Source organism: Oceaniferula spumae (assembly GCF_042849255.1).
Lineage (GTDB): Bacteria > Verrucomicrobiota > Verrucomicrobiia > Verrucomicrobiales > Akkermansiaceae > Oceaniferula > Oceaniferula spumae.
Map to the genome: position 1 here is coordinate 4,140,553 of NZ_AP026866.1, position 22,264 is coordinate 4,162,816.

General features: G+C 51.4%; 18 protein-coding genes. 8 read left to right on the forward strand and 10 right to left on the reverse strand.

Annotation, left to right across the window (positions count from 1 at the left end):
• Window positions 1-28 precede the first annotated feature (28 nt).
• The 6 genes from ACSPJT_RS17655 to ACSPJT_RS17680 form a co-directional block, all read right to left on the reverse strand.
• Window positions 29-1,471 carry a sulfatase family protein gene (locus ACSPJT_RS17655; protein WP_435893882.1) on the reverse strand — a complete coding sequence of 481 codons (1,443 nt, stop codon included), beginning with the start codon at window positions 1,469-1,471 and terminating at the stop codon, window positions 29-31.
• A 1-nt stretch (window position 1,472) separates the two neighbouring features.
• On the reverse strand, window positions 1,473-3,158 hold the full coding sequence (locus ACSPJT_RS17660) for an arylsulfatase (protein WP_435893883.1): 1,686 nt from the start codon (window positions 3,156-3,158) through the stop codon (window positions 1,473-1,475).
• A 13-nt stretch (window positions 3,159-3,171) separates the two neighbouring features.
• A complete protein-coding gene (locus ACSPJT_RS17665) occupies window positions 3,172-4,362 on the reverse strand; it encodes a sialidase family protein (protein ID WP_435893884.1) in 1,191 nt (396 codons plus the stop codon).
• Window positions 4,363-4,510: 148 nt separating this feature from the next.
• Window positions 4,511-5,317, reverse strand: a complete 807-nt coding sequence (locus ACSPJT_RS17670; protein WP_435893885.1) for a PEP-CTERM sorting domain-containing protein — start codon at window positions 5,315-5,317, stop codon at window positions 4,511-4,513.
• A 253-nt stretch (window positions 5,318-5,570) separates the two neighbouring features.
• Entirely contained in the window at window positions 5,571-6,335 is a 765-nt protein-coding gene (locus ACSPJT_RS17675; protein ID WP_435893886.1) for a PEP-CTERM sorting domain-containing protein, read from the reverse strand.
• Between the two features lie 371 nt (window positions 6,336-6,706).
• On the reverse strand, window positions 6,707-7,399 hold the full coding sequence (locus ACSPJT_RS17680; protein WP_435893887.1) for a PEP-CTERM sorting domain-containing protein: 693 nt from the start codon (window positions 7,397-7,399) through the stop codon (window positions 6,707-6,709).
• Window positions 7,400-7,587: 188 nt separating this feature from the next.
• On the opposite strand from ACSPJT_RS17680, the gene ACSPJT_RS17685 reads away from it, so the two are divergent.
• From ACSPJT_RS17685 to ACSPJT_RS17695, 3 genes are read left to right on the forward strand one after another with little or no spacing between them, the layout of a single operon-like run.
• Window positions 7,588-9,084, forward strand: coding sequence for a sulfatase (locus tag ACSPJT_RS17685; protein WP_435893888.1), 1,497 nt, complete (start codon window positions 7,588-7,590; stop codon window positions 9,082-9,084).
• On the forward strand, window positions 9,071-11,269 hold the full coding sequence (locus ACSPJT_RS17690) for a GDSL-type esterase/lipase family protein (protein ID WP_435893889.1): 2,199 nt from the start codon (window positions 9,071-9,073) through the stop codon (window positions 11,267-11,269). Before ACSPJT_RS17685 ends, ACSPJT_RS17690 begins: the two co-directional genes overlap by 14 nt.
• A complete protein-coding gene (locus ACSPJT_RS17695) occupies window positions 11,266-11,907 on the forward strand; it encodes a YdcF family protein (RefSeq protein WP_435893890.1) in 642 nt (213 codons plus the stop codon). Before ACSPJT_RS17690 ends, ACSPJT_RS17695 begins: the two co-directional genes overlap by 4 nt.
• On the opposite strand, the gene ACSPJT_RS17700 is transcribed toward ACSPJT_RS17695, so the two are convergent.
• Window positions 11,904-12,998 (reverse strand): substrate-binding domain-containing protein, encoded by a 1,095-nt coding sequence (locus ACSPJT_RS17700; RefSeq protein WP_435893891.1) that lies wholly within the window; start codon window positions 12,996-12,998, stop codon window positions 11,904-11,906. The genes ACSPJT_RS17695 and ACSPJT_RS17700 overlap by 4 nt on opposite strands.
• 104 nt (window positions 12,999-13,102) lie before the next feature.
• Here ACSPJT_RS17700 and ACSPJT_RS17705 point away from each other — a divergent pair, with 104 nt between their 5' ends.
• The 3 genes from ACSPJT_RS17705 to ACSPJT_RS17715 are packed head-to-tail and all read left to right on the forward strand — an operon-like array spanning window position 13,103 to window position 17,931.
• Window positions 13,103-14,035: a dihydrodipicolinate synthase family protein gene (locus ACSPJT_RS17705; protein ID WP_435893892.1), complete on the forward strand. Its 933-nt coding sequence runs from the start codon at window positions 13,103-13,105 to the stop codon at window positions 14,033-14,035.
• Between the two features lie 32 nt (window positions 14,036-14,067).
• Window positions 14,068-16,752: a sodium:solute symporter family transporter gene (locus ACSPJT_RS17710; RefSeq protein WP_435893893.1), complete on the forward strand. Its 2,685-nt coding sequence runs from the start codon at window positions 14,068-14,070 to the stop codon at window positions 16,750-16,752.
• A 9-nt stretch (window positions 16,753-16,761) separates the two neighbouring features.
• The gene (locus ACSPJT_RS17715; RefSeq protein ID WP_435893894.1) at window positions 16,762-17,931 is read left to right on the forward strand and encodes an AGE family epimerase/isomerase; all 1,170 of its coding nucleotides are present in this window, start codon (window positions 16,762-16,764) and stop codon (window positions 17,929-17,931) included.
• A 149-nt stretch (window positions 17,932-18,080) separates the two neighbouring features.
• On the opposite strand, the gene ACSPJT_RS17720 is transcribed toward ACSPJT_RS17715, so the two are convergent.
• The gene (locus ACSPJT_RS17720; protein WP_435893895.1) at window positions 18,081-18,488 is read right to left on the reverse strand and encodes a hypothetical protein; all 408 of its coding nucleotides are present in this window, start codon (window positions 18,486-18,488) and stop codon (window positions 18,081-18,083) included.
• Window positions 18,489-18,843: 355 nt separating this feature from the next.
• A complete protein-coding gene (locus ACSPJT_RS17725; protein WP_435893896.1) occupies window positions 18,844-19,335 on the reverse strand; it encodes a hypothetical protein in 492 nt (163 codons plus the stop codon).
• Window positions 19,336-19,578: 243 nt separating this feature from the next.
• On the opposite strand from ACSPJT_RS17725, the gene ACSPJT_RS17730 reads away from it, so the two are divergent.
• Complete coding sequence (locus ACSPJT_RS17730) at window positions 19,579-20,490, forward strand: ThuA domain-containing protein (RefSeq protein WP_435893897.1); 912 nt, start codon at window positions 19,579-19,581, stop codon at window positions 20,488-20,490.
• A gap of 105 nt (window positions 20,491-20,595) precedes the next feature.
• A complete protein-coding gene (locus ACSPJT_RS17735) occupies window positions 20,596-21,111 on the forward strand; it encodes a hypothetical protein (protein ID WP_435893898.1) in 516 nt (171 codons plus the stop codon).
• Window positions 21,112-21,188: 77 nt separating this feature from the next.
• On the opposite strand, the gene ACSPJT_RS17740 is transcribed toward ACSPJT_RS17735, so the two are convergent.
• On the reverse strand, window positions 21,189-22,253 hold the full coding sequence (locus tag ACSPJT_RS17740; protein WP_435893899.1) for a 3-deoxy-7-phosphoheptulonate synthase: 1,065 nt from the start codon (window positions 22,251-22,253) through the stop codon (window positions 21,189-21,191).
• Between the last annotated feature and the right edge of the window lie 11 nt (window positions 22,254-22,264).

The following is a 22,264-nucleotide window of genomic DNA, read 5'->3' on the forward strand; positions in this document are numbered from 1 at the left end:
TTGTGAACTCTGTTAGGCCTCGGTGTGGCTATGGGTAGAGAGGTGTGGCGCCCTTCCAGCCGACGGATTCTCTTTTATAGACTTCGTGGGCGTCATGAAGCTGTGCTTTGAGTTGGTTGAAAACCTTGAGGTTTTTCTGAGAAACGTCGTTCTTCTGTTGTGGGTCTTTGATGATGTCGTAAAGCGCGTAGCGGACGATCTTACCCTGCTTGATGTTCGTGATATGAGCTTCTTTCCAGCTGGCTCTTTGGGGTTGGGATTCTGGAGTGTAGAATCCGCAGATAACATAGTTCCCGACCCGCATCACGGCGTTGGGGTTAGGCGAATTTTTCACGTTGGTATTGTAGTGATGCCATTGCAGGGGGGTCTTGCGAGTCATCGCTTTTCCTTGCAGCAGCGGATAGAGACTCTGTCCATCGAGTTCGCGCCCGGCTGGTCGTGCCGCCCGGGTGATGTCGCAGATGGTGGGAAACCAATCGATGGACCCTGCAGGTGTATCGATCACCATGCCCGGTTTGACAGTGGCTGGCCAGTGGACGATGCCTGGGACATGGATCGATCCATCCCAGAGCCCGTATTTATGGCCGCGATAGGGGTGGGCGGTGCCGTAATTACGGTTGGTTTTACCTTCACCCAGCTTGGCCGGGCCGTGGTCCGAGGAGAAAAGAATCACCGTGTTTTCTTTCAAACCCAGCACTTCCAGAGCTTTTGTGATGTTGCCAATCTCCCTGTCTACATTTGTGATTGCAGCGAAGTAATGCGCTTCGTGCTCGTTTTTGGTGGCCGTTTCCAGATAGTTGGAAACTAGATCACCGGGGCCGACCACATACCAGTGGGGTTCATAAAAATGAACGAACTGAATGAAGGGTTTGTCGTTTATTCTGACATGCTTGAGCCAGTGAACCGCTTCGTAACCTACGATATTGGCTGCTAAGCCGTGTTTGGTTCCTTCATCCTCACCGTTACGGATCCAGTGAGGCTTGTTGATAATTTTTGCGTTATCATCCGAGCAAAACCAGTAGTCGAAACCGTAGTGATCCATCGACGGGATTTTGGCATTCTTCTGCTGTATCTGATTCAGTGAGCAATGCCATTTACCAATAATCGCTGTTTGATATCCGGCTTTGCGAAGTGTCTGAGTGATGGTCACCTCGCTCTTGGGAAGATGAGTGAGATTCCCCGAGCTTCCTCCGATGAAGCTGTAGATGCCATGGCGGTGTGGCATCCTACCAGTGAGCATGGCAGATCGAGTAGGTGAGCATACCTGCGCAGGGGAGTAGAAGTGGTTAAACGTGGCCCCTCCCTTGGCCAGCGCATCAAGATGGGGTGTCTTGATTTTCGGGTGACCAGTGAACCCGAGGTCACCGTATCCCATATCGTCCGCTACGATGACAATAATGTTAGGCTGCTCCGCTGCTGTCACCGGCTGTGACAGTACAAGAGTGATAGCAGCTTGAATAAATATTCTCATGTTATTGAGTTGATTCCACGGGGTGATTTTTTTCTAACTGACTCCACTCGACAACTTTCACGCGCTTGGCCCAGGCGTTGTATTTTATGATCATTTGTTGGAGTTTTTTGGGGTGCGTTTTGGCGAGGTTGTTGATCTCTGATCGATCGGTGGCGAGGTTGTAGAGTTCCCATTGCCCTTTGTTTTTGTAGGGATACATCGATGACCATGAGCCGGGGAATTCGGAGACGATTTTCCATGAACCGATCCGGTAGGCGCGGTTACCTTCGTGCTCCCATGCAACTTCACGTACTTCGACTTTGTTGCCTGTTAGGGTGGGAAGCAAACTTTGACCCTCCATCGGGGGGATGAGGTGACCATTGAACTTCGTGGGGTAGCTCGCATTGGCGGCGGCTACAAAGGTAGGCATCAGGTCTGTGATGTGTGTGAGGTCATTAGCCACGGTTCCATAGGAAGTGAGTTTTTCCGGCCAGTGCATGATGCAAGGGGTTGCGATGCCCCCTTCGTGAACCCAGCTCTTGTGGCGGCGGAAGGGGCTGTTAGAAACACTGGCCCAGCGGGGGCCGTAGCTGCCGTAAGTGGTGGCGGGGCCGAGATCGAGGTTGGGGATGTCGCCTGGGACGACGGGTTTTCCAGCGGGAGACTTTTTGGGAATCATGCCAGATGTCCAAGGTTTGTGTAGGCGTTCGATGGTATTATTGAGGTGGCCTTCGTTTGAGCCGCCGTTGTCTGATATGAAAACGATCAATGTATTTTCGAATTGCCCTGTTTGCTTGAGCGTCGCAATTATTTTGCCGATGGCTTGGTCCATTTCGTCCACCATCGCGGCGAATACTTGCATGCGGTGTGCTTGCCAGCGTTGATTTTTTTCATCTTCCCATGGGATACTGGCTGGATCGCGTGGGGCGAGCTTGGTGCTTTTTGGAATCAGGCCCTGGGCGATAAGTCTGGCATGGCGCTGCTGGCGAATTTTATCCCATCCTACCTGATAGGTTTTGCGGTATTTCTGGATGGTCTTCTCACGTGCGTGCAGCGGGTAGTGCGGGGCGGTGAAGGGCACGTAGAGAAAGAACGGCTTGTCCTGACGGGTCTTAATGAACTGGATGGATTTCTCCGCGATGGCATCGGTGTAGAAATAATTTTTGCCTGCGCTGATCGGTGTATTGTTTTCGTAGAGACCCTTTGGGTCCCATAGTGATCCGTGGCCTGGGAGCGTTCCGTAGAAAAAATCGAAGCCGCGATTGTTTGGCCAGTTGCCGTCCGGTTGTCCGGGTTTTACAAACGGAGTAAGGTGCCATTTTCCTACCATGCCCGTACGATATCCGGCGGTACGCAGAACTTCGGCCATCGTGACTGCGTTCTTGGAAAGATTGCCTCGATAGGCGGGCAGCTTTCGGTCTTCAGTCATGTGACCGATGCCGGCTTGATGCGCGTAGAGTCCTGTTAGGAAAGATGCGCGACTAGGGCAGCAGCGGGTGCCGTTGTAGAACTGAGAAAACTTGACACCGTTTTGGGCCAATGCATCTAAGTTAGGCGTTTCTATTTCTCCTCCATAACAGTGCAAGTCTGAGAAGCCAAGGTCATCCGCCACGATGAAGAGAATGTTTGGTTTCCCGGCTGCTTGACAAAGAGGAGATCCGAAAACGAGAGTGCCCAATGCGAGGAATTTGATGGTTTTTACGAGCATCAGAATTGGGGGCTCATTTTAATTCACTGAGAGGAATGGAAAGAATGCGTTCGGTTTTATAACCATTGGCTTCATAGATGCAGAGCAGGCTTTTTCCGTCCGGGGAGATTTGCGTGGCTGAGTAGGCGAAGGGGCCGGTGATGATTTTTTTGATTTGGAACGTTTTACCGTGATCGGTGGAGATGGCGATCTGGCCATTTTTTCTTCCTGCACTTGAGGGGAATGAGGCGTAGAGATCCCAGCTGCCGTCTTTTTTAACTGGGCCTTTGATGATCGATCCCATACAGGCGACGGAGGGGAGTGTGGGATCGGTTTTAATATCTGACCATGTGATGCCGCCGTCTTTGGAAATGGATTTCTTACGGAGTTTTTCTCCACTCTGATTGCGAGAGATGATGATGAGGTCACCGTTGGAGGCTTCGGCGATTTGGCATTCGTTAGGGAACCCTTTTTCAGGATCGTTGAGAGGATTGGTGCGTTGCCAGGTTTTTCCATTGTCATCGCTATAGGCGACTAGGATTTCCCAAGTTCTTTTGCCATCGACAGGAATGGTGCCCCAAAGCGGAGTGATGATGCGCCCTTTGTGTTTGCCACTTGTGAGTTGAATCATGGCCCCCGGCGTGTTGGCATTAACCCAGTGTGTGGGTTTGACGGAGCGGGTGATGTTGCGTGGCTTGTTCCAGGTTTTTCCATCATCGTCACTAGTGGTGATGTAGGTAAGGACATTGGTTTCCAGGTTGTCGTAACCAAACTCAGCCATCTTGATCCAGCCGGATGCACGGGCGTGGCGACCGTAGGGGAAGCGGGCAAACATCATCATGATGCGGCCGTCTGCCAGTTGAACCGTTAGAGGATCATTGATCGAGTTCATGCCGTCCTCAAAGGCGACGATTTCCTTGCCCCAGGTTTTACCTCCATCGGTAGAGCGCTTGAGCACGATGTCATTCTGCGCGTGATCGTGCAGGCCGAGTCGGCGTTCTGTAAAAGTGATGACCGTGCCCTTGGAGGTAGTGAGCAAGGAGGGGATACGGTAACCGTATTTCTTGGCGCTTTTTCCATGCCCTTCTTTTGGCACGCCTTCTGGAATGTCGCGGACTTGAAAAACCACCGAGCCGTCAGTGCCGGCAACGGTAGGGGTTTCAGCCGAGACTGTTGGAGCCGCAATGAGAATGCCGATGGTAAGGATTGGGAGAAGAAGTTTCATGTTTCAATCTTACCCGTGAGAATAGCTGAGTCTATCGTAGGTGGTCAGGTATTATGATTAGACCAGTAGCTTTGCGGTTGATGTTGCGAGGACAAAAAAGAGGCCGGCGTTAATGCCGACCTCTTGGAGAATGATTAAAGTGATAGCTTTACTTCCTACGGCGTAGAATGAGTGCAAGTCCGCCGAGTCCGAGAAGGGCTGCGGAGGAGGGTTCTGGGACTGTCACGAGTGACACCTCTCTGTAGAGAGCCGTACGGTTGTCTCCGCTGGAAGAACCAGACGCCCAAGTGACGTTGTCATCAGTAGAGTTGTTGCCAGTAGCCCATCCTGTGAGTGATTGAGTTGAAAGTAAAGCATCGGTATCGTCGTTAAACAATTGCCAAGTAGAATTGTCAGTTCCAGCTTCACCTGTAATAACAACACGAATATACGTGTTATTGAGAATGCCATCTGTGACAGTTACAGCAGAGCCTCCCGTTCCGACAGCAGTGACCGTGAAGTCGTCTCCAATAGTATTGAAGGAAGCACCCACGCGGCGGTCACCTGGAAAAGCAAAGTTTCCACCAGTGTTAGTATCATCACCACCTACGGCAACAAATTGTCCACCTTCCTGCATGCTGAGCCTGATGGTCATCGTCCAACCATTGTCAAACATATCTTGAAACTGCGTATTGCCGAGTATGGTTCTGTATCCAGGGTTGTTATTGTCGGCAGAATCGAGGTTTTGCCATCCTCCTTGACCCCCTTCATAGGTGCCTGTTTGAATATCGTTTACACTGAGTGTTGGATCGGTTGTCAGCCATTGGGTGTTGCCGTTGCTAGCAGCTGCAAGAGGATTTAGAACCTCTCCAGCATTAGCCGGGTTTCCAGCGTCAGCATTATAATTAGCAATGACTGTCGCATTGGCTGCTACGCTTGTTGCCGCCAATGCTGCGAGGGTATATTTCAATTTCATAAGTGGTATTTGGCTATGTGTTGTGGTGCGTAAATCATTCAGTGTCGGTGCAAACATGGACCGGCGGAGCTTATTGATCGATTTGATAGAGGTGGTATTTTTTGGTGACCAGTTACTGTGACGGTTCATTTGTTACTTGTTAGGTGTGTTCGATTATTTGGCACTTTAAAAATAATCAGCTGAGATGTTGCAAACGCAACTACTCCCGTAACCCAACGCGTGTTCTCTAGTCTGTCGTGGAACGCCTTGGAGACTACCTTTTACGGCGAAGAATAAGTGCAATACCACCGAGCCCAAGTAGGGCGGCGGAGGAGGGCTCGGGGACTGGTGCGAAGGCAGCGGTGTCGTAGGCAATGGAAGCATATTCGATATCATAGCTATCGCCAAATGTGCCAGAAGTAGTATCTCCAGATAACAAACGAGAGTCATTCGTTCCTGAGCTAAAAACACCGCCATTCGGGTCTGTTACCTCTACGTTATCAACATAAAGGTGGAAGCGGGTTGAGGCCGCGGCTTCGTTGTCGCCAACCAGTCGATAAGTGTGGAAACCGTCTGTTGTGTCCAATGCGAAAGTCGCCACGCCGCCTCCATTGAGGTTATATGAAACACCTGTCGTAGTGATATCTACAAAGTAACGTTCAGTATCATTGCCTGCCCACATCAGGCGAAAGCCTTCCGCGTTTGTGGCGTTGACCTTGACATTCATTTCCAAGGAAAACTCTCCTGAGTTGATGTCATTCCATATGGTTGTGCCGTTGGTGGAATTTGTGCCATTCAGCGTGCTACCTTGTTGGGAGCCTACGGTTTGAATGCGCAGAATGGATCCAGTTGTTGTTAGGTTGTAGTTAGCTGTATCAGCTCCGCCGGTCCATCCGTTTTGATAAGAGCTGCCGTCATAGATTTCAGATCCGGTGAATTGATGTGAAAATGTGGAAACGTCTGCTTGAGTTGTAACGACGGCAGCATTCGCGACCATGGTTGTCACGCCCAGCGCGGCGATCGTGTATTTTAATTTCATAAGTGGTATTTGGCTATGTGTTGTGGCAGTAAGCGCGGCCATTGTGATTTTTAAATTCATCATATTGATCATCTTGTTGGGTATCGTTTGTGATTCCAATATGACGTGGTGTTGTGGGCTATCACAATAAGAGGCTTCTGGTTTATAAGTCAGTCCAGTAGGACGGTAAGTCATACTTCATTGAGATTCAGCTGTGACAGAGATTTACTTCGTTTCCATCTGGATCGCGCAGTCTGTGAAGATCATGTAATGGTCGAGGTCACGATTTCATGTAAATATGATTCATTGTTAGAGAAAATGCTTATGCAGAAAGGAGAAGAGGCGGAAATTGCTGCCCGCCTCTTCTAGTTTAATAATCTATCAAGCTTCGCCTATTTCCTGCGGCGTAGAATTAGAGCAAGTCCTCCAAGGCCAAGCAAGGCTGCGGAGGATGGCTCTGGCACGCTGTCGATGGTGATTTCATCAATTCCGACGAATCCTCCGTCATTGTTGACATTAGTAAATGCGATCTGCATGAATACCGCGTCCCCAGCACCAAGTGAGCCACTGTTGAAAGCAACCGTGGTGCGTTGATCATCGTAAGAATCATCGATGCTACCTGTGATGCCAGCGTCATGGTCGCCACGGGCTGTGAATGTCTGCGGGCCTCCGATCAGTGATGTAGCGCTTCCGAGGGTTGATCCAGAGAGTATGTCGACGGTGAAGTCGTGGGTTCTTAAACCGCTGAATGTTTCAAGTACGATTGCGCCACTGAAAATATAGTCCGTATTGGCAAGAAGGCCATCGCCTCCTTGGGTGATGGCACGACTATCGAGACCGGATCCGGCCAGGGCGTTAGCTTCGCTGGAAATCCAGAGAGTTGTTCCTCCGAAGTTTGGTGCTGAGAAGAATATCCTGCTTTGGTTGGCGGGAGCCCCGGCGCCATTGTGAGTCCAGTTTCCAGTGCCTGAGAAATCCGCTGGATCGCCTGTTGGGTAGCTTTCGAAGTCATCGGAAAATATAGTGACGGCTTGGGAAGCCATGGTCGTGGCCGCAATGACGGCTAGAGTGGTTTTGATTTTCATAATATGTGTTAGTGGTGTGTTTCCATGCTTGAAGGCTAACAGTGAAAACTGTGCTGGATAATTCTTCCTTCAATATAGGATCATTATGCCAATTGTTTCATAACATCGGCAAATGTGATCATCTGGTTCGATTTCTCAACCAGTATCGAGTCGTTGTCGTGGTTGCCATGTGCTAGAATGATCTGGCTATGAATCAAACAGCAACAGTCATGATCTCCGCGTGTTTAGGGATGCTCGGAGCGGTCGAGGCCAAGCCCTTGAATGTCTTGATGATCGCAGTCGATGACATGCGTCCGGAGTTGGGGTGTTACGGAGCGTCCCATGTGAAAAGCCCGAACATTGACCGACTGGCTAATAGCGGAGTCGTCTTCGAACGTGCCTACTGCCAGCAGGCGATCTGCGGACCTACCCGTGCCAGTTTGCTGACCGGACTACGACCCGACTCATCCGGCGTGCACGGTAATCACACCCACTACCGAGACAAGCACCCTGACATTGTCACACTGCCGCAGTATTTTAAGAACAACGGCTACTTCACAGCTGCCTGTGGAAAGATTAACCACGGTGTGTTTCCGAAAGGCAGTGCACCGAAGTGGGATGTGATGGGCGATCCCCAGAGCTGGAGTGTTCCTGCCTTTCGTCCCGGACCGCGGTATTATTACACCGAAGAGGGGATCAAATCAGCACAGGGAACCTTCAAAAAAATGTTCCCGAAACGTCCCATCTCGGACTGGGGGAAATACCTCGTGTTTGGTCTGCTGACCGAATCTCCTGAGGTGGATGACGATGTGCTTTACGATGGCCAAGTAGCGAAACGAGCCGAGAAATATCTGAATGACTTTGGCAAAACCAAGGATAAGCCGTTTTTCCTAGCCGTCGGATTTATCAAACCCCATTCACCATACATTGCTCCCAAGAAATATTTCGATCTCTACGAACCGGAAAAAATTGCTTTGGCGGAAAATCAAGAGCGGCCGGAGAACGCGCCGCGCTTTGCCGGTCAGGGATCGCATGAAAAACGCCGTTACACTGACCAGCCTAACAGAGGACCCTTCAGCACCGAGAATCAGCAAAGAACCAAACAGGCATACTACGCGTGCATCAGCTACATTGATGCGCAAATTGGACGGGTGTTAGATTCACTGGAGAAAAACGGTCTGGCCGAAAACACCGTGGTCATCCTATGGAGTGATCACGGTTATCATCTCGGTGAAAAAGGAATGTGGGGAAAGACCACCAACTACGAACTCGATACCCGTGTTGCCATGATCTGCAGGACTCCGGGAATGAAGGCGGCAGGTAAAAATAGCCAAGCGCTGGTGGAGCTGGTGGACGTTTACCCGTCACTCGCTAGTCTGACTGGCTTACCGGTTCCCAAACATTGTGAGGGCAGCAGCATCGCCCCGCTGTTGAATGCGCCTGACAAGGATTGGAAACACGCGGCATTTTCCCAGTTTTCCAGAGGCACTCGTATGGGTTATGCTATGCGGACGGATCGCTATAGGTATGTCGAATGGCTGGATAAGAAAAATGAAAATACCGTGGTCGCTCGAGAACTCTATGACCATCAAAATGACCCGCACGAAACCAAAAACATTGCCGATGACCCTAAGCAAAAGGAGGTGGTTAAAAAACTCTCGAAAGATCTCGACCAAGGAAAGGGATGGAAAAATGCGCAACGTTAGAATGGTGTATTACTTGGCCACTATTGGGTGTTTACTGATCTCTCAGGCGGTTGCCCTCGAACTGGCGCTGCCGTTCACTGACCACGCCGTGCTCCAGCATGGACAGCCATTGCCCGTTTGGGGCATTGCCGATGCCGGTGCGGATGTGAAGGTCAAGCTGGGCGACCATAGTGCGTCGACTAGGGCCAACTCCAAAGGAGCTTGGAAAGTCGAATTTCCAGCTGAAAAGCCATCGGCCAAACCGTTCAAAGGTGTGCAAATGGAGGTAGTTTCAGGAGATCAAAAAATCACCCGTGATGATCTTCTCTTTGGCGATGTCTGGATAGCAACCGGTCAGTCTAACATGCGCTGGATGCTGAAGCAGTGTGACAACGGCAAGGACGCGATTGCTGCCTCTGCTGACGATGGCTTGAGATTACTGAACTTTGAGGGGTCACTTCACCCGGGTGGTAAAAAATACTCGATGGAATTTCTCACCCAGATGACGCCGCAGAATTATTACAAGTCTGATGGCTGGCAGGCATCATCACCCAAGAGCTCGCCTAATTTTTCCGGTGTCGCTTATTTCTTTGGTAAGAAACTGCGCGAGGAACTTGAGATTCCGATTGGTCTAATCCAATTGGCGGTGGGCGGCACACCCATCGAGGCTCACATGCCAAAGAAGGCGTTCGAGTCCGATTCCGACCTGCGGCCGCTGTTGAAAACGTGGTGGAAGAACCCTGATTACCCGCGTTGGTGCCGTAACCGCGCCGCCTTGAACCTCACCCATTGGTTGGCGGACCCACCGAAGGGCCAGGAACCACCTCATCCGTTCGCGCCAAGTTTTCTTTGGCAGGCGGGGATCGATCCATTGCTTCCATTTCCGGTCAAAGGCGTGATCTGGTATCAGGGAGAATCCAACGCCGGAAGGGACGGCTCACCTGAGGCCATCACCGATGGTTCGCTGAATAAAAAGAAAATGAAGGCGCTGATCACAGCCTGGCGCGATGCGTGGGGAAATGAAATGTTACCTGTTTACTATGCCCAGCTTCCAGGCCTGAACCGAAAGTGGCCAGTGTTCCGTGAAATGCAGTTAGAGCTGAGCCAGGAGGTCGATAATGTCGGTATGGTGGTGACGATTGATGTAGGTCATCCAACCAATGTGCATCCTAACAAAAAACAACCGGTGGGGGATCGTTTAGCCCGTCTCGCCATGGCCGGAACCTATGGAAAGAAAGTAGTGCCCAATGGCCCGATTTTTCAGCGGCACGTGGTCAAGAAAGGCCAGGTCTTTATCGATTTTAAAAACAAAGCTGGCTTGAAAGCCTCTGACGGTGATGAGATCCGAGGGTTCGAAGTCGCTGGGTCGGACAAGAAATTTCACCCCGGCACAGCTACCGTTTCAGGTGAATACCTCGTCGTTCAAAGTGACCACGTAAGATCCCCGGCTGCCGTTCGCTACGCTTGGGCCAATGATCCAGATTGCAATCTGGTCAATGCAGAGGGGCTGCCGGCCAGTCCATTCAGAACCGACCGGTGGAAGGACGTCAGCCCCAGTGGCAATGTCGACAAAGGCAAAAAAAAAGACGTTAAAGTGAGACCGACTGGGGATCAAATCCGAGTCGCCTGTATCGGCGATTCGATCACCTACGGCGCAGGCATCAGCAACCGCGACCTGACCTATCCCAAGCAGTTGCAAGATCTGCTAGGAAAACAATACGTGGTAAAAAACTTCGGTAACTCCGGACGTGGCATTGTCAAAAAGTCCATGCGCGGCCGGCAAAAGCGCGCCTTTATTTTCATGAAGGAACACAAGGAAGCCTTGAAATTTCAACCGCAAATCGTCATCTGCAATCTTGGCATCAATGACCTGATGGACTGGGAGAAGTTCGGCAAGGATGACTTCATTAATGACTACCGAGAACTCATCAATGCCTATCAGTCACTCCCTGGCAAACCTCGTATCATCATCTGGAAAAACCTCGCGCCGCTGTACCGTGGCCAAGCATTTTTCGGCGATCCCCGAGTCAGCAAAATCAACGACGCCATCGGCAAAGTGGCTGAGCTTGAAAAGGTAGAAGTCGTTGACATGGAAAAACCTCTCAGCGGTCACTCCGACTGGTTCCCCGATCACATTCACCCGAATGCCGAAGGTGCAAAAAAGATCGCCGAGGTGACGGCCACGGTGCTAACAACTAAAAAATGATGAGCGTTGATACTGCGGTGGATCTGATCTGGCACTATCACCAGATGCACCATGCTCTGGAAAAAGCCGATCTCATTTGGGCGCTTGGCAGCCACGACTTACGGGTCGCAGATCGGGTGGCTGAACTGTGGTCTGCAGGCTTGGCACCACGCATTGTCATGTCGGGGGGCTTGGGGAATTTCACCGACGGTGTTTTTGATAAGCCGGAAGCGGAATTGTTTGCCGAGCGCGCGATCGATCTTGGGGTGCCGGCAGAGGCGATTCTCATTGAAAACCAATCCACCAATACCGGGGAGAATGTCAGTTTTACTCGAAGGCTGTTAGGTGAACAGGATGTTTCCGTCAATAAGGTCATTGCTGTGCAGAAACCCTACATGGAACGCCGGACCTATGCGACAATCCGTCAACAGTGGCCTGAGATCGAGGTGCAAGTGACTTCACCACAGTTGGATTTTCCAAACTACTGTCACGACGAAATTCCCCGAGACGATGTCATCAACATTATGGTAGGGGATTTTCAACGAATCATGAAGTATCCCAAATTAGGGTTCATGATCAAACAAGAAGTGCCGGATGAGGTGCTGGAGGCGTGGCAGACACTGGTTGATGCTGGCTTCACCAGACACCTGTTAGTTTAAGGTTTGACCGCGATTTCTCGTAAGCTCTGACCTTCAAGATAATCCGGGATGATGAGTTTGCGGGTGGCATCCACTGGTTCGCCCTCGATCATACTGGCCGCTTTACGCATCACCGTGCGAGCGAGCGACGCCGGGTCTGAATGATAATGTGTGATGGTGGGTATCAGGTGTTCGAACCAGCCCTCGTAACACAGCGTGATCAAAGAAAGGTCATGAGGGACGCGTAGCTTGTGGCTAGCTAACCACGTCAGTAAAGTGAGCACGTGTCTGGACCGGGTGACCACGATGGCGGTGGGTGGATTCTGAAGCCGGAACGTTCTCTCCAATGCACGGCAGGCGCTGCCGGGCTCTGCCTGGTCCACCATCTTGTGAACTGTGCCGCTGGTCGGGGAGACTTCTATGGCGCGGCGCAGTCCGGCCTCCGTTGTGATCAAGCCGGCGAGATTGGTATCCGGCATGAGCAGTCCGATGTTGCGGTGGCCTTTGCGGGCTAGAGCGACGCCTGCGTGATACGCTGCGGCCTCCCAGTCTTCATCGATGCACGGGAGCTCCACGCCCTGATGAGGATAGCCGCGGATGATGGTGGCTAGTTTGTTTTTCTGAAACCATTGCTGCACCGGTGCCGGGCACTGATAGAGGATCCACACATTGACGTGGGAATCACTGACGAGTTTTTCGAGCCGGCGAGCCGGGTTTTTCAGATGGAAAATGCCGGGTGTTAGAAGTTCAAGTTGGAACCCGCGCTGGTTGAGTAATTCGCGTAGCGTGTCGACCTCGATCAGCATCCAGGGTGGTAGCTCATGCAGCTTTTTGGGCGAAATGATCGCCACGCGTTTGGTTTTGCTTTTTTTCGCTCCTGCTTTTCCTGCGTACAGGATATTACGACTCTTGCCATGCTGGCGAGGGCTGATGGCTCCTTGCGCTTCCAAAATGTCCAACGCCAAGCGCAAGGTATCGCGACCGATCTGTAACTTGTTAGCGAGTGTCCGTTCGCCCGGAAGTTGGCCATCGAGTTCGCCATCGTCGATCATTTGTAAAATGACCTGGGCGGCTTGGTTAGGCAGCGACTGGCGCTTGGGGAGATTGGGCATGACACCTACCGTAACTGGTCTGGAAGCTAAACCAAGGATATTGTAGTCATAAAAGGCGAATATGGGATTATATAGAGAGTGTGCTGACTGGCACTGCTCAGATTATGAAAAATTTAGATATTATCGGTCTTGTGGCCGCCACTGTAACTCCGATGGATGCCAAGGGGGGAATCAACCTCGAGGTCATTCCCCAAGTGGTCGATCATTTGGCCGAAGATGGCATTGCCGGCATTTACATCGCAGGCAGTACCGGCGAGGGCATGTCACTGACCGATGTCGAGCGCCGTGCGGTGGCCGAAGCCTATATCGGTGCTGCTCGCGGAAAAATGAAAACCGTGGTGCAAGTGGGGCACAACAGCATGGAAGCCTCTGCGGAACTGGCCGCCCATGCCGAGTCCGTTGGCGCGGATGCCGTTTCCGCTACACCTCCCGGTTACTTCAAACCGGCCAACGAAGCTGAATTAGTAGACGCCTTGACGATGATCACGGATGCCGCGGCTTCGACGCCGTTCTACTACTATCACATTCCATTTTTCTCAGGTGTGGCGATCAATCCGATGGCATTTACCAAACTAGCGATGGATCGCATGCCGACATTCAGAGGTATTAAATACTCGGACGGCGCGACGCTTTACAATCTGCCACTGCTGCAAAAAGTGGCTCCCGAACTTGAGTTTTTGGCCGGATCCGACGAGGCCTATCTGCAGAGCGTGGCACAAGGCTATGTGGGGGCCGTCGGCAGCACCTATAATTACGCGGCGCCCATCTACAACAAAGTCAGTGCTGCGTTTGAAGCGGGGGATATGGATACCGCCCGGCTTTGGCAAGGACGCGCCTTGGAGATGATCGAGGTGATTTTCGGCACCTGCGGTCGCGCCGGGCTGAAGGCAATGATGAGCATGGTCGGCATCGATTGCGGGCCGACCCGACTTCCTATCAAATCCGCCAGCGAGGCCCAGGTGGCCGAGCTTCGTTCACGTCTGCAAAAAATGGGATGGTTTGATTGGATCGAAAGTGTGAAGGTAAAGGTCGCATGAGGTTTGGTTTATTTTTCGCAGTTATCTTGTTGATGATCTCGGCGAATGCTTCGGAGAGTCCTTTTTCTTGGGGCCGGTTGCCGGACCTGCCTGATCGGGAGGGACTTGCAGGAGTGTTTGCCGGTGTCATTCAGGACGGCGACGATGCTCATCTGATCGTAGCCGGCGGTGCGAATTTTCCTGCTGAGCGACCATGGGCAGGTGGTAAGAAGGTTTACCACAACAGCATTTACACTCTGAAGTTAGGAGTGGATGACGCCCAGTGGGTGAAGCAGGAGAGTGGGCTGGAGGATTCCGTCGCCTATGGCATGTCGGTGACGAATGAATCGCGAGGGGTCGTCTATTTCATCGGCGGCAAAACGATGGATGCAGCCAGTGGCAAAGAAATTGCCCTCGCCGCAGTATGGGAATTTTCCATGGCGAACGGCAAGCTACTAACAAAAAAACTACCACCTTTGCCTGTGGCATGTTCCGAGGGCGTGGGGGAGCTGGTAGATGGCAAGATCATAGTGGGGACTGGCGTGACTAATCGTAGCGCAGATCCTGCCGAGGGCATGGTAGTCCAGCGAAAATTATTCACCTTCGATACCACCGATGTGACTGCGGGCTCCTGGGGGGGGATCGAACTGCCAGAAGCCGCGCGTGGGCGGATGTATGCCGTAGCGGGTGTGCGCGGGAGTCAGTTTTATTTATTTGGCGGCAGAGATTTTGCCGCTTCGGATGGGGACATGCCTGATCGGATATTTGGCTTGGATTTCCTCAAGGATGCCTGGGTATTCAATGTGCCGTCGGCTTCGTGGAAACAGCTGGCCGACATGCCTGAGGCACGCTCGGCAGCACCTGCGACGGCTGTTCCGGTAGGTGTCAGTCATTTACTGATGATGGGAGGCGTGCCAGTGGAGTTCCTGCGTGAACAAATCGAAGCCAGGCCGGACAAAAATGGCCAGGGCATGGATCACCCCGGATTTCCCTCGTCGATGCTTGCTTATGATACCATCACGAACAGTTGGGCGAAGGCGGGGGATCTGCCTACCGAGGTGAAGCCCGATCATGCGACCAATGCAACAGGCAGCACGTGGGCCACAGTCACCACACCTCTAGTCATTTACAAGGGGGCGATTTATATTCCGACCGGTGAAATCAAGCCTGGTGTTAGGTCTCCTCAAGTGCTCGCTGGGAAAGTGCATGGCCGTAAGGCATCCTTCGGAGTGATCAATTGGATTGTGGTGGCGGTTTACTTGTTAGGTATGGTCGGTATCGGTTACTGGTTTATGATGCGCGAAGGGGCGTCATCGACGGACGATTATTTTCGTGGCGGCCAGCGCATTCCGTTCTGGGTCGCAGGGCTTTCGATTTTCGCCACCATGCTTTCGGCGATTACCTTCATGGCGATCCCTGGAGCGGCCTACGCGACAAACTGGAACGGCTACATCGGACAGTGGCCGATCTTGGTGATCATCCCTCTGGTGGTGCTATTTTATCTGCCGTTTTATCGTCGGCTTAATATCACTACGGCCTATGAGTATCTTGAAAAAAGATTCAACGTCGCCTGTCGAGTGATCGCCAGCGTAGCCTTCATGCTGTTTCACGTGGGACGTGTGGCGATCGTGCTCTATCTGCCTGCACTGGCGCTCTCCAGCGTGACCAATATCAATATATTCGTGGCAATCGGAGTGATCGGTGTGCTCTGCATTATCTACACGGTGATGGGAGGAATTGAGGCCGTGGTCTGGACAGATGCCATTCAAGCCCTAGTATTGATCGGCGGCGCGCTACTTTGTTTCGGCCTGGTCATCGCTCATGTCGATGGCGGATTTGGTGCCATCACCTCAGCGATGTCCGAGCAGAGCAAAGGGATTACGGCGAGTTGGGACTTCTCTGATCTATCCATCGGCAAGGCTTCGACGTCCGGCTTTGTGATCTTCATTGCCTTTCTATTTGCCAATTTACCATCCTACACCGCTGGTCAGGATGTTGTGCAGCGCTATGTGACAACCCCTACGGAAAAGGAGGCGGCGAAATCTCTCTGGATGAATATTTTCATGGTTCTGGTAGGTTCTGCGATTTTCTTCGCGTTGGGAACGGCTCTCTACGTTTTCTATCAGAACAAACCGGAACTGCTGGACCCAGCCCTGCCAGCGAAGGATAGCATTCTGCCATTTTTCATCATGCAAAACCTGCCTGTGGGTGTTGCTGGATTGATCATTGCCGGGGTGTTTGCCGCCTCGCAGTCAACCATTTCCAGTTCGTTGAACTCCGTGGCCACGGCATTTGTCACAGACGTTTACGGTCGGTTACTGAAACCGGAAAGCAGCGATCATCAGCAATTGAACGTCGCGCGGACTGTTGTGATCATTCTGGGCGTCATAGGAATGCTTGTTTCAGCCTACATTGCCTTCACCAAAGTGGACTCTGCCTTTATGCTTTTTAATACCTTCATCGGTTTTGCACTTGGGCCGCTCGGCGGACTGTTTGCGCTCGGTGTTTTTACCAAGCATGCCGGTGGAAAAGCTGGTCTGGGTGCCTTGTTGATCGGCGTTGTTAGTGTGGTGTCCATTCATCTGTTGAATCAAAGCGGAGCAATCGATGTCATGCCGCTGCTCTACGGGTTCTTCGGTTTCACCTCCACGCTGGTAGCCGGAATCATTCTTGGGTTCGTGTTGCCATCGCGACCGGAAGAAGTGAATGGACTGACGATCTACACGCAGGCGAAATAATCGACTAACATGCCCGGATACAATAGTGACGAACTTGATAAACTTCGCGATTTTTACCGCGATAGTTTGCTTGATGACACCCTACCATTCTGGTTGCCGAAATCCATCGATCACGAGCATGGCGGCTACCTGCTGATGCGTGGACGAGGTGGTGATTTGTTAGACGATGATAAGTCGGTCTGGTTCCAAGGCCGATTCAGCTCGATTTTGGCGACACTGTATAATCAGTGTGAGCCACGGAAGGAGTGGTTAGACGGAGCCAATGCAGGAATCGATTTTCTCCGTGAGCATTGTTTTGATGAGGACGGGAAGATGTTTTTCCTGACCACCCGGGAGGGTAAACCACTGCGGAAACGTCGGTATTTTTTCTCCGAGGCTTTTGCGATAGGAGCTTTCGCCCAATACGCCAAAGCGACCCATGACGACGCTCTGGCACAGGAGGCCCGTGATCTTTTCAAACGTTGCATGGATTATGCCGATGGGGTCAGCCCCCTACCAGCGAAGTTCACCGATGAGCGACCTGCCAAGGGTTTGGGAGTTCCGATGATCTTCCTCAACATCGCACAGCAACTTTGCGACACCGTAGGCGACGACTTTGCTGCCTCACGCATCGATGGATTTATCGACGAAATCGAAGCCTGTGTGAATGATGACCTCCGCTGTGTCATGGAATGTGTTTCTCCGGAAGGAAACCTGATCGACCATTTCCAAGAACGCACCATCACACCAGGCCATGCCATCGAAGGAGCATGGTTCATTTTACACGAAGCCAAGCGTAGAGGAGGGGATAACCGACTGCAAAATCTCGGGCTGAAAATGCTCGATTACTCATGGGAGCAAGGCTGGGACAAGGAACACGGTGGCATTATCTACTTCCGTGATCCTACTGGCAAACCGGTGATGGAATACTGGCATGACATGAAATTCTGGTGGCCACAATGTGAGGCTATTATAGCCACCTTGTTAGCCTACAAAATGACCGGCGATGCTAAATACGCCGACTGGCACCGCCAGATTCACAAATACGCGCATAAGAATTTTCACGATACCGAACACGGCGAGTGGTTCGGATACCTACACAGGGACGGCCGGATTTCCAACACCATGAAAGGCAATCAATACAAAGGCCCGTTTCATCTTCCGAGAATGCAGTGGTATTGCTGGAATCTGTTAAAGTGATCGCCGATCAGCAAAAATGATTAGGTCGCCGGTTCAATTCCGGCCAGCGGCTCCAGCCTAGGAGAGAAACTTTTCCAAAGGATACGTTTCCATCTATTTTTGCTGGTTATCTTTTTCCTGAAATCGACTGGTTTGTAGATGGTGTAGTTCTAGGCAACTCGGAAGTGCCAGCGGGTTTCGCTTGCGACTGAAGTGCGACCGAGGGAATGATCGATCAGAGCTTCCAGACGTGATGACATTTTAGAGCCTAATACACGAACCATCGTAGGTGTCTTCACTTCCACTACGCGTAAACCAGCAAAGAAGAGCGGGACTTGGCGTGGGATGCAGGAATTTTCGCTGTGTTCTTGATCTTCAAATCCAGCTAACAGGAATTTATGCAACATGGTCATCTCGCGTGATCCGAGGAGGAGAAACTTAGGCTGGCTGACTGCTGTGCTGTGACTGCGGATGAGGTGCAGCACTTTTTCAGCTTCCCACCGGTCATGGAGCACGATGCTATCGGGTGACTCCTCTGGAGATGGTACTGGGGTATCAGTTTGCGTTTTAGTAGACATGGCAATTCATTGGGTTAATCAATTTAAACCAGAGCATATGCCATGCCAATTGTTGAACCTGAAGGGGGTCAATATTAGGAAAATACGGACATTTTATGTGTGATCAGTTTGATGCATGACAATGAGGAATCCTATTTCTGATAGGATTCCTCATTATAACTCACCAGTCGTATCGCACTTGAATAAGGCGACGTTGGCTCATGGAGGCGTTGAACTGAATTCAGTAAATGGGCGTAATGCATACGCTACCTTCGCCATTCCACTTAGATAGCCCAAGGGCATAGCCATTCAGGCGACAAAAAATTAGGTCGCTGGTTAAATTTCTACCAGCGACCTTGTGAGCTTCCTTGTTTGATTAAAATGGGATGCTTCTAAAAAGCTTCCAATCACGGTTGTCCATTTCTCCGGGGGCGATCCAGCCGTCATATATTTGCACAGTATGGGCGTAGATGATGGCATAGAGTTTGTTTCCGTCTTCTTGGTGCGATCCTACTTTACGGTAGTCGCAGGCTAGAGTGGCTTTACGCGGAACTCCGTATAGATTGTATTCATCGCTGCTGGGATTTAATTTATCAAATGATTCCACACGCTTGAGGAAGTGGGTGGCGTTGTTGACTTTAATGTAGAGATTCAAAGATCCGTCGGAATTTTTTGAGGTTTGCCATTTGAGGTCAGGGAGGTCGTCTCGTTCGGCAAAATGATCAAATGGCTTCTGTTTTGCTTGGGGGCTGTTGGATGGACTGTTTGAGGCACCTGCATTCGCGTTAGATTGGGCAGGGGGAACCACTGCGCATGATGTCAGTAGGGCAACGGTTAGATATATGGGTAGTAGTAAGTTTTTCATCATTCCAATGCTCTTCTTTATGGCTATGGGTGTAAACTTTATTCCGATGTTAGTGTTAGCGGGATTCGTGATGCCTGTTGTAGACGCGGTGTTTCACGTCCGTATTAATGGTCGTGAAGTGAACATGGAATTGGTCTTCACATGTTAAACATTTTGGATTTTCCGTAAAGGAAGGTGGCAGTCTCGCCCCGTATCGGTGACAAAAATCATGTTTGCCATTTTCATGGCAGGAGGCAAGTTAGGAGCATGATCAAAAAAGCATTCTTCTGCATGTGTGCCGCCGCCTGTTCGGTGGGTGTTCTTTCTGCTGCCGATAAGTATGAGAAATCTACAAAAGCCATCAGCAAAGCCTTGGACGGAATGGTGACAGAGAAGCCCAAAGAGAAACGCAAACTGTTAGTCTTCTCGGTGACTCGCGGTTACCGTCATAGCTCGATTGACATCGGCAAAATCACGATGAAGCTGATGGGGGAAAAGACAGGTGCTTTCGAAGCGGTGGTCAGCGACGATTTGGCAAATTTCGAGCCTGACAAAATCAATGACTTTGATGCCATCTGCTTTTTGAACACCACGATGGAGGTGTTCAGCCCAGCCAAGAAACAGTTCGCCAAAATGAATGGTGAGCAGAAAAAAGAAGCCCAAGTGCGTGAGGCGCGACTGAAAAAGAGCCTGATGGAATACATCAAAAGCGGTAAAGGTTTTGTAGGTATCCACGCAGCCACGGATACCTTTTACAAATGGCCTGAGTATGGCGTCATGATCGGCGGTTACTTTGATGGCCATCCATGGACATCGAAGACTCCAGTGTCGATCAAGGTGGAAGACGGTCAGGAACAACACAGCTGCTGCGCCCACCTCGACGGCAAGAACCTTAATTTCAAAGAGGAGATCTATCAGTTCAAAGCTCCCTATGATTCTAAGAAAGTCCACATGCTGCTTCGTCTCGATCCCGAACAGACCGACATCAGCAAGGGCAAGCGCGCGGACAAAGACTACGGAGTCAGCTGGGTGAAACCTCACGGCAAGGGGCGTGTATTTTACTGCTCCCTAGGACACAACGAGCACATTTATCAAAACCCAAAAGTTCTCCAGCATTACCTCAAAGGTATCCAGTGGGCGCTTGGAGATCTTGAGATCGATGTCAAAATTGGTAAGTAGTTTGCAAGCGAGGGCTTAACCGAATTTTAACAATAAATCGCCGGATCAACACACGGGCTTAATGAAGCTATTGTCTAGTGGGTATGTCAAACAACCCAACAGACAATGAAATCAAATACCAAAACAGCGATCCAAATTCTGCTGGTCTCCGTTTTCGGAGCAAGCCTAGCCCTAGCTCAAGGCCCTGGTGGCAGACCTCCACATGGTCCGCCACACGGCCCTCCTCCCGGTGGTGGCAATGGTGGGCCTGAGGGCGATGGTCCTCCGCCACCTCCCATCATGGAAGCTCTCGATAAAGACGAGGACGGGTCCATTTCCAAAGATGAACTTGCTGCGGCTGCAGAAGCACTCAAGAGCCTCGATGCGAACAAAGACGGCAAACTCACCGCTGACGAGTTAGCGCCTGAAAAGCCGGCAGGCGCCAAGGATGATGAAAAAAGGGGCCGCCGTAAACCTCACGTTCCACCCATTATGAAGGCACTGGACACCGATGAAAACGGCGAGATCTCCGCTGAAGAACTAGAGGGTGCCGCAAAGGCACTACAAGAGTTAGACAGCAATAACGATGGTGAACTCTCCAAGATGGAGACCCGACCTAACCGCCGCTTCAAAAAGAAGTAATAGCTCCGAACTAAATCAGCTAAATCCAAGCCAGTATGCCTGATGGGCTGCTGGCTTTTTTACGTTCAGCAAAGATGCTAAGCCTTGCGGCGAGCCTGCACAGCTGCGGCGAATGCCTCGAACATATTCTCCGTGGTCTGCCAGCTAACACACTGGTCAGTGACCGATTGGCCGTAGGTCATGTCCGCAAGATTGTCTTTCAGCTTCTGAGCACCTTCGACGAGATTGCTTTCCACCATCACGGAGGTGATCGCTTTGTTACCTGCGGAAATTTGATCGCAGAGTGCCTGCACAACGCCGGGCTGATTGCGGTAGTCTTTGAGGGAGTTACCGTGCGAGCAATCGACCATCACCGATTTTTCAAGTCCTGCATTTTCTAACTGAGCAGTGACATCGGCAATGCTTTCGGCATCGTAGTTAGGCCCTTTGGACGATCCGCGGAGGATGATGTGGCAGGCTTCGTTACCGGTGGTCTGCACGATGGCTGAGACCCCTTGTTTGGTAACGGATAGAAAATGGTGCGGCCTAGCAGAAGCTTGGATGGCATCGAGTGCGATCTGTATAGATCCGCCTGTGCCGTTTTTAAATCCAACCGGCATCGAGAGGCCGGAAGCGAGTTCGCGGTGGATCTGAGATTCTGTCGTGCGGGCACCAATGGCTCCCCAGCTGATCAGATCGGCATAATACTGTGGGGAAATGGTATCGAGAAATTCGGTGCCGGCGGGAACTCCCATCTCAGCCAGCTCTATCAAAAGCTCACGCGCGATGCGGAGACCACGGTTGATATCGAACGATCCGTCGAGGTGCGGGTCATTGATCAGTCCCTTCCAGCCCACGGTGGTGCGTGGCTTTTCAAAATAGACGCGCATCACGATCACCAGATCGTCCGCGTAACGGGCTGCGGTTTCCCTCAGTCGGGTGGCGTATTCGATGGCGGCTCCGGTGTCGTGGATCGAACATGGTCCGACAACGACCAGCAAACGATCGTCTTTGCCCGCTAACACGGCTTCACTTTCCTTGCGTGCATTGGACACGACTTCGGAGGCCTTGTCCGTGATCGGCAAGTAGTAGGAAAGCACGGCAGGGGAGATCAAAGGCTTGATATCGCCGATGCGTAGGTCGTCTGTCTGGAAATCAGTCACGCGTCAGTTCT

What these genes read in the sequence shown, in the direction of transcription:
- ACSPJT_RS17655 (WP_435893882.1), bottom strand. Translation starts at nt 1,471, where the DNA reads ATGAGAATATTTATTCAAGCTGCTATCACTCTTGTACTGTCACAGCCG.
- ACSPJT_RS17660 (WP_435893883.1), bottom strand. Translation starts at nt 3,158, where the DNA reads ATGCTCGTAAAAACCATCAAATTCCTCGCATTGGGCACTCTCGTTTTC.
- ACSPJT_RS17665 (WP_435893884.1), bottom strand. Translation starts at nt 4,362, where the DNA reads ATGAAACTTCTTCTCCCAATCCTTACCATCGGCATTCTCATTGCGGCT.
- ACSPJT_RS17670 (WP_435893885.1), bottom strand. Translation starts at nt 5,317, where the DNA reads ATGAAATTGAAATATACCCTCGCAGCATTGGCGGCAACAAGCGTAGCA.
- ACSPJT_RS17675 (WP_435893886.1), bottom strand. Translation starts at nt 6,335, where the DNA reads ATGAAATTAAAATACACGATCGCCGCGCTGGGCGTGACAACCATGGTC.
- ACSPJT_RS17680 (WP_435893887.1), bottom strand. Translation starts at nt 7,399, where the DNA reads ATGAAAATCAAAACCACTCTAGCCGTCATTGCGGCCACGACCATGGCT.
- ACSPJT_RS17685 (WP_435893888.1), top strand. Translation starts at nt 7,588, where the DNA reads ATGAATCAAACAGCAACAGTCATGATCTCCGCGTGTTTAGGGATGCTC.
- ACSPJT_RS17690 (WP_435893889.1), top strand. Translation starts at nt 9,071, where the DNA reads ATGCGCAACGTTAGAATGGTGTATTACTTGGCCACTATTGGGTGTTTA.
- ACSPJT_RS17695 (WP_435893890.1), top strand. Translation starts at nt 11,266, where the DNA reads ATGATGAGCGTTGATACTGCGGTGGATCTGATCTGGCACTATCACCAG.
- ACSPJT_RS17700 (WP_435893891.1), bottom strand. Translation starts at nt 12,998, where the DNA reads ATGCCCAATCTCCCCAAGCGCCAGTCGCTGCCTAACCAAGCCGCCCAG.
- ACSPJT_RS17705 (WP_435893892.1), top strand. Translation starts at nt 13,103, where the DNA reads ATGAAAAATTTAGATATTATCGGTCTTGTGGCCGCCACTGTAACTCCG.
- ACSPJT_RS17710 (WP_435893893.1), top strand. Translation starts at nt 14,068, where the DNA reads ATGATCTCGGCGAATGCTTCGGAGAGTCCTTTTTCTTGGGGCCGGTTG.
- ACSPJT_RS17715 (WP_435893894.1), top strand. Translation starts at nt 16,762, where the DNA reads ATGCCCGGATACAATAGTGACGAACTTGATAAACTTCGCGATTTTTAC.
- ACSPJT_RS17720 (WP_435893895.1), bottom strand. Translation starts at nt 18,488, where the DNA reads ATGTCTACTAAAACGCAAACTGATACCCCAGTACCATCTCCAGAGGAG.
- ACSPJT_RS17725 (WP_435893896.1), bottom strand. Translation starts at nt 19,335, where the DNA reads ATGATGAAAAACTTACTACTACCCATATATCTAACCGTTGCCCTACTG.
- ACSPJT_RS17730 (WP_435893897.1), top strand. Translation starts at nt 19,579, where the DNA reads ATGATCAAAAAAGCATTCTTCTGCATGTGTGCCGCCGCCTGTTCGGTG.
- ACSPJT_RS17735 (WP_435893898.1), top strand. Translation starts at nt 20,596, where the DNA reads ATGAAATCAAATACCAAAACAGCGATCCAAATTCTGCTGGTCTCCGTT.